The organism is Actinoplanes sp. NPDC048791, from assembly GCF_040650095.1.
GTDB lineage: Bacteria > Actinomycetota > Actinomycetes > Mycobacteriales > Micromonosporaceae > Actinoplanes.
Genome location: NZ_JBEZGQ010000581.1, coordinates 1 through 5,406 on the forward strand (window position 1 = coordinate 1; position 5,406 = coordinate 5,406).

General features: G+C 72.4%; 5 protein-coding genes and 1 pseudogene. 4 read left to right on the forward strand and 2 right to left on the reverse strand.

The features are described from left to right. The 3 genes and pseudogenes from AB0C29_RS31610 to rocD all read left to right on the forward strand — a co-directional run. A pseudogene (locus AB0C29_RS31610) lies at window positions 1–551 on the forward strand (thrombospondin); the annotation flags it as partial. Between the two features lie 303 nt (window positions 552–854). Further along, the gene (ddaH, locus tag AB0C29_RS31615; RefSeq protein ID WP_360827875.1) at window positions 855–1,667 is read left to right on the forward strand and encodes a dimethylargininase; all 813 of its coding nucleotides are present in this window, start codon (window positions 855–857) and stop codon (window positions 1,665–1,667) included. Beyond that, window positions 1,660–2,871, forward strand: a complete 1,212-nt coding sequence (rocD, locus tag AB0C29_RS31620; RefSeq protein ID WP_360827878.1) for an ornithine--oxo-acid transaminase — start codon at window positions 1,660–1,662, stop codon at window positions 2,869–2,871. The genes ddaH and rocD overlap by 8 nt, the downstream gene beginning before the upstream one ends. A 31-nt stretch (window positions 2,872–2,902) precedes the next feature. Here the strand turns inward: rocD and AB0C29_RS31625 are convergent, their stop codons facing one another. Both AB0C29_RS31625 and AB0C29_RS31630 read right to left on the reverse strand, forming a co-directional pair. Continuing rightward, window positions 2,903–4,048, reverse strand: a complete 1,146-nt coding sequence (locus AB0C29_RS31625) for an FHA domain-containing protein (protein ID WP_360827881.1) — start codon at window positions 4,046–4,048, stop codon at window positions 2,903–2,905. 79 nt (window positions 4,049–4,127) lie between these two features. Then, window positions 4,128–4,421, reverse strand: a complete 294-nt coding sequence (locus AB0C29_RS31630; protein WP_023562166.1) for a 4a-hydroxytetrahydrobiopterin dehydratase — start codon at window positions 4,419–4,421, stop codon at window positions 4,128–4,130. A gap of 135 nt (window positions 4,422–4,556) precedes the next feature. Between AB0C29_RS31630 and AB0C29_RS31635 the strand changes: the two genes are divergently transcribed. Beyond that, window positions 4,557–5,369, forward strand: a complete 813-nt coding sequence (locus AB0C29_RS31635; RefSeq protein ID WP_360827884.1) for a hypothetical protein — start codon at window positions 4,557–4,559, stop codon at window positions 5,367–5,369. Window positions 5,370–5,406 lie beyond the last annotated feature (37 nt).

The following is a 5,406-nucleotide window of genomic DNA, read 5'->3' on the forward strand; positions in this document are numbered from 1 at the left end:
CGCCGCCCGTGGTCGAACGCCGCCGGCCCGCCGACGAGGACACGCTGGTCAACCAGCAGGCCGTCGGCCACGAGCCGAAGACCCGCGACGACCTGAAGAGCCGCGACCTGCAGGCTCCCCGCCCGGTCGCCGCCCGCACCGACCGGGGCGACCGCCTCGACCGGGCCGACCGCTTCGACCGGGCCGATGAGAAGACCATCGAGCAGCCGCCGGTTGTCGCCGGGCCGAAGCCGCGGGCCAGCCTGCTCGCCACCATGGGCCTGATCGTCAGCGTCGTGGCCGCCCTGCTCGTGCTCTCCGGCCCGCTGCTCGGCTACGGCATCGGCCTGGCCGTGCTGGGCCTGATCCTGTCGCTGAGCGGCATCCACGCCACCGGCAAGCGGCACATCGCCGGCAAGACCGACGCCCTGATCGGCATGATCCTGTCGCTGGGCGCGATCGTGGTCGGCGTGCTGGCCCTCACCGGTTCGCTGTCCTGGCTCGGCACCGACATGCAGCCGGTCACCAGCGTCCGAGAGTGGCTTGACGCACAGTTTATCGACCGCTTCTGACGGGTATCAGACATTCACCGGCGGCGATGCGCCGCCGGTGCATCTCGGAACCGGGACGGTCACCAGCCGTCCCGCCCCGAAATCATCCGGCGGTGCGCCGGACAGCGCGGAAACACTCGCGAACGGTCGATCACCTCGGCCGCTTCGGGACGGGACCGCATCGTTGTGCGGGGGCGGCGGTTCGCCGCCCCCGACGCACGTGCAACGAATCTTCGCGCCGACCCCCGATCACGCAACGATCCGCCGCCGCGCGCATGGTTGTTCCGGGGCGTACGCAGGCACTTCGCGCATAGCGTTGCCGTCATGACGCCCACCGCCACCCCGCGCCGCTATCTCATGTGCCGGCCGACCCACTTCGCGGTCACGTACCGGATCAATCCATGGATGGACCCGACGGCGCCGTACGACAACGCTCTGGCCGTCAGCCAGTGGGAGCACCTGCGGCAGACGTTCCTCGACCTCGGCCACACCGTCGAGCTGATCGAGCCCCTGCCCGGCCTGCCCGACATGGTCTTCGCCGCGAACGGCGCCACCGTGGTCGACGGCAAAGTGCTCGCCGTGCAGTTCCGCGACGCCGAGCGGGCCGACGAGGCCCCGGCGTATGCCGCCTGGTTCCAGAACAACGGCTTCGAGGTCTTCGACTCCAAGCACACCAACGAGGGCGAGGGCGACATCCTGCTCGCCGGTGAGGTGCTGCTGGCCGGCACCGGCTTCCGGACCTCGCACGCCGCGCACGCGCAGACCCAGGAGGTCTTCGGCCGCCCGGTGATCACGCTGCAGCTGGTCGACCCGGCCTACTACCACCTCGACACCGCGCTCTGCGTGCTGGACGAGCGCAACATCGCCTACCTGCCGTCGGCGTTCTCCCCCGGTTCGCAGGCCGTGCTGCGCCGGCTGTTCCCGGACGCGGTCATCGCCACCCCGGCCGACGCCGAGGTGCTCGGTCTCAACGCGGTCAGCGACGGCCGTACCGTGGTGTTGCCGGTGCAGGCCACCGCGCTCGCCGCCGCGCTGCGGGAGCGGGGCTACGCCACCGTCGGGGTCGACGTCTCCGAGCTGCGCAAGGCCGGCGGCGGCCCGAAGTGCTGCACCCTGGAGGTTCGTACCCGTGACTGATCTGGACCTGCGGACACCCGCCGCCCTGGCCGACGCCGAGCGCTGGACCGCCCACAACTACCACCCGCTGCCCGTGGTGATCGCCGACGCCGAGGGCGCCTGGGTCACCGACGTCGACGGCCGCCGCTACCTGGACTTCCTGGCCGGCTACTCGGCGCTGAACTTCGGCCACCGGCACCCCGGCCTGATCGCCGCCGCGCACGCCCAGCTCGACCGGCTCACGCTGACCAGCCGGGCGTTCGTGCACGACCAGTTCGCCGACTTCTGCCACGGGCTGGCCGAGCTCTGCGGCAAGGACCTGGTGCTGCCGATGAACACCGGCGCCGAGGCCGTGGAGACCGGCATCAAGGTCGCCCGCAAGTGGGGCTACCAGGTCAAGGGCGTGCCGGACGGGCAGGCCGAGATCATCGTCGCGGACGGCAACTTCCACGGGCGCACCACGACGATCATCAGCTTCTCCACCGATCCGGACGCGCGGGACGACTTCGGGCCGTACACCCCCGGTTTCAGGATCGTGCCGTACGGCGACCTGGCGGCCCTGGCCGACGCGATCACCCCGAACACGGTCGCCGTGCTGCTCGAGCCGATCCAGGGCGAGGCCGGCGTGCTGATCCCGGGCGAGGGCTACTTCGCCGGCGTCCGGTCGCTGTGCGACGACCACAACGTGCTCTTCATCGCCGACGAGATCCAGTCCGGCCTCGGCCGCACCGGTAAGACCTTCGCGATCGAGCACGAAGAGGTCGTGCCGGACATGTACCTGCTGGGCAAGGCGCTCGGCGGTGGCATCGTGCCGGTGTCGGCCGTGGCGGCGAACCGGGACGTGCTCGGCGTGCTCAAGCCGGGCGAGCACGGCTCGACGTTCGGCGGCAACCCGCTGGCCTGCGCGGTCGGCGCCGAGGTGGTCCGGCTGCTGGCCACCGGCGAGTTCCAGGAGCGCTCCGAGCGGCTGGGCGCGCTGCTGCACGAACGGCTCGCGGCCCTGGTCGGCCACGGTGTGCTGGCGGTCCGCGGGCGCGGGCTGTGGGCCGGGGTGGACATCGACCCGGCGCTGATGACCGGCCGGCAGGCCGTGGAGCGGCTCGCCGAGCGCGGCATCCTGGCCAAGGACACCCACGGTTCGACGATCCGGCTGGCCCCGCCCCTGGTGGTCACCGAGGAGGACCTGGAGCACGCGGTGGCGCAGCTGGCCGCGATCCTGGCCTGAGCGTGACGGGGAGGCGGGAGTCCGCCTCCCCTCAGCGTTCGAACTTGCGGATCGCCATTGTCGGGGCCTCCGCCATGACCGACGACGGCTGCGTCACGCCACCGGTCGCCCACAGCTTGGCGCGGCCCACGTTCACGCCCGCGTACAGCTCCACCACGTCGTTGGCCGCCAGGGTGCGGGTCTCGTCGCGGTTCAGGGTGATCCGGTCGTCGTCGTCCACTGAGCCGCCCGGGCGGATGCCCGTGCCGTTCGTGCTGACGTCCTGCGCGGTCAGCTCGCCGCCGTTGAGCGCCAGCCGGACGTGACCGCGGCTGATCCACTTCCGGGCGTCGTCGGTGAGCCACTGGCCCAGCATCACGCCGCCGCCCTCGGGCGCGCGTCCCACCACGACGGGCTTGTCGGTCGAGACCACGAAACGCTGGCGCACCACGCCGTCGATGCGCACCGACAGCACCTCGACCGCCGGGCGGGGGCCCGCGTCCCGCAACCGGGTGCCGTGCCGCGGGCAGGTCGGGGCGCCGGACCGCAGCGACGGCGGTGGCTGGGCGACCGGGGCGGTCGTCTTGCGCATGTCGGCGAACGGGCTGTCCGGGTCGCCACCGGAGCCGTACGCGTTGCAGTTGGCCTCCGGGCAGCTCCACACCCGGCCCAGCAGCTTCGCGCCCATCGGGGAGGGCTCGGCGACCGCCGGCACTTCCCCGCGACCGATCCTCGCCACCAGCACCGGCCCACCGGCACCCGGCACCGCGGCGAGCAGCCGGCCCGGCTCCTCGACCCACGGCCGGCGGTCTCGGAACTGCTCGGCGCGGGTGCGGGTCAGCACGGGCAGGCCCAGCAGCTCGGCCACCTCGAGGACCCGGTCGTCGAGCTGCGGGACGACCTCGACCACGCCGTCGTCCGCCCAGCGGCGGACCACCATGCGCTCGTTGGAGGTCAGGTCCGCGTCGGAGAGCAGGCCCCGGGGCACCACCGCGTAGACCGGGACGTTCTCCTCCGAGACGTGCCGGCCGAGCGCGTCGATGACCAGGCCGAGGCGCAGCATGCTGGCCGGGCGACCGCCGTCGAGATCGGCGTAGCGCACGATCTCCGACAGGTCGACCACGGCGCGGGCCAGGGCCGGGTCGGTGGTGAGCCGGGCCTCGATCGCGTCGAGGACCTTGCTGACCTCGAATCTCACGGGGCCTCCCTGTACGTGCGCGTGCGGCTACCTCCGGCCATCATGCCGTCTGGGGCCCGCGGGCGGCGAATCAGGGCGCTCAGGAGGCGTCGGCGAGGATCCGGTCGATGCGGTTGGCCAGGGCGATGTCACGCGTGGTGACCCCACCGGCCGCATGCGTGACACAGCGGAAGGTCAGCGTGCGCCATCGGATGTCGATGTCCGGGTGGTGGTCCATCTCCTCGGCGACCTTCGCGACCCGGTCGACGACGGCGATCGCCGCCGGGAAGCTGCGCAGGCCCACGGTGCGTACGATCGCGTCCGTCCCGCCTTCCCAGCCGTCGAGGACGGCCACGGCACTGCGTACGGAATCGGCGTCGAGCAGGTCAGCCATGAGACAACCTTAATGCCCGCGCGCCCCCCGGCCATGACGCCTCGGACGAGGATGTCGCACCCGTTCGCTACCGTGAGCGCCGACTTGACGCCCGGAGCCCGGGAGACCGGGGCGGGCACAACGGGGAGGAAACCCATGAGGAATCGACGACCGGCGATCGCTGGTCTCGCCCTGGTCGCCGCTCTCGGGCTCACCGGCTGCGGTCCCGCGGACAGCGTGGCCCAGCCCGGCAGCAGCACGGCCGCGGCCGCCGAGCAGGCGAAGCCGGCCGCCGAGCTGGCCGCCGCGGCGCAGAAGCTGGGCGAGCAGAGCCTGCGTTTCGAGATGGAGATGGTCGGCGCGATCACCGCCTCCGGCGAGGCGGACCCGAAGGCCGGCAACGCCCGGATGACCATGGACATGGGCGCGCTGGGCGACGGCAACAAGATCGAGCTGCGCAAGGTCGGCACCGACGTCTTCATGAAGTTCGGCGGCGCGGTGGGTCAGATGCTCGGCGGCCAGAGCAGCAGCGGCAAGGAGTGGATGCACGTCGACGCGGCGAAGCTCCCCGCGGGCAGCAGCTTCAACGTGATGTCCCCGGACGACCCGGCCGGCACCAAGGCCATGGTCGCCGCGATGACCAAGGTCGAGCGGGCCGGGGCGAACGGCTACCGGGGTTCGCTCGACCTGGCCAAGTCGCCGACGTACAACAAGAAGGACGCCCTGAAGGCGCTCGGCGGCAACACGCTGGTGCCGTTCACGGCCAAGACCGACGACCAGGGCCGCCTCGTCGAGCTGACGCTGGACATGAGCGGCCTGGGTGCCTCGTCCGGCGCCGGGGCCATGCCCGGCGGCGGCAAGGTCAAGACGACGTACTCGGACTTCGGGACCAAGGTGTCGGTCGCGGCACCGCCGGCCGCCCAGGTCCAGGAGCTCCCGTCGCAGCTCGCCGGCATGCTCAACAACTGACGCGTCCCCGGGCCGGGCCGGTCACACCGGCCCGGCC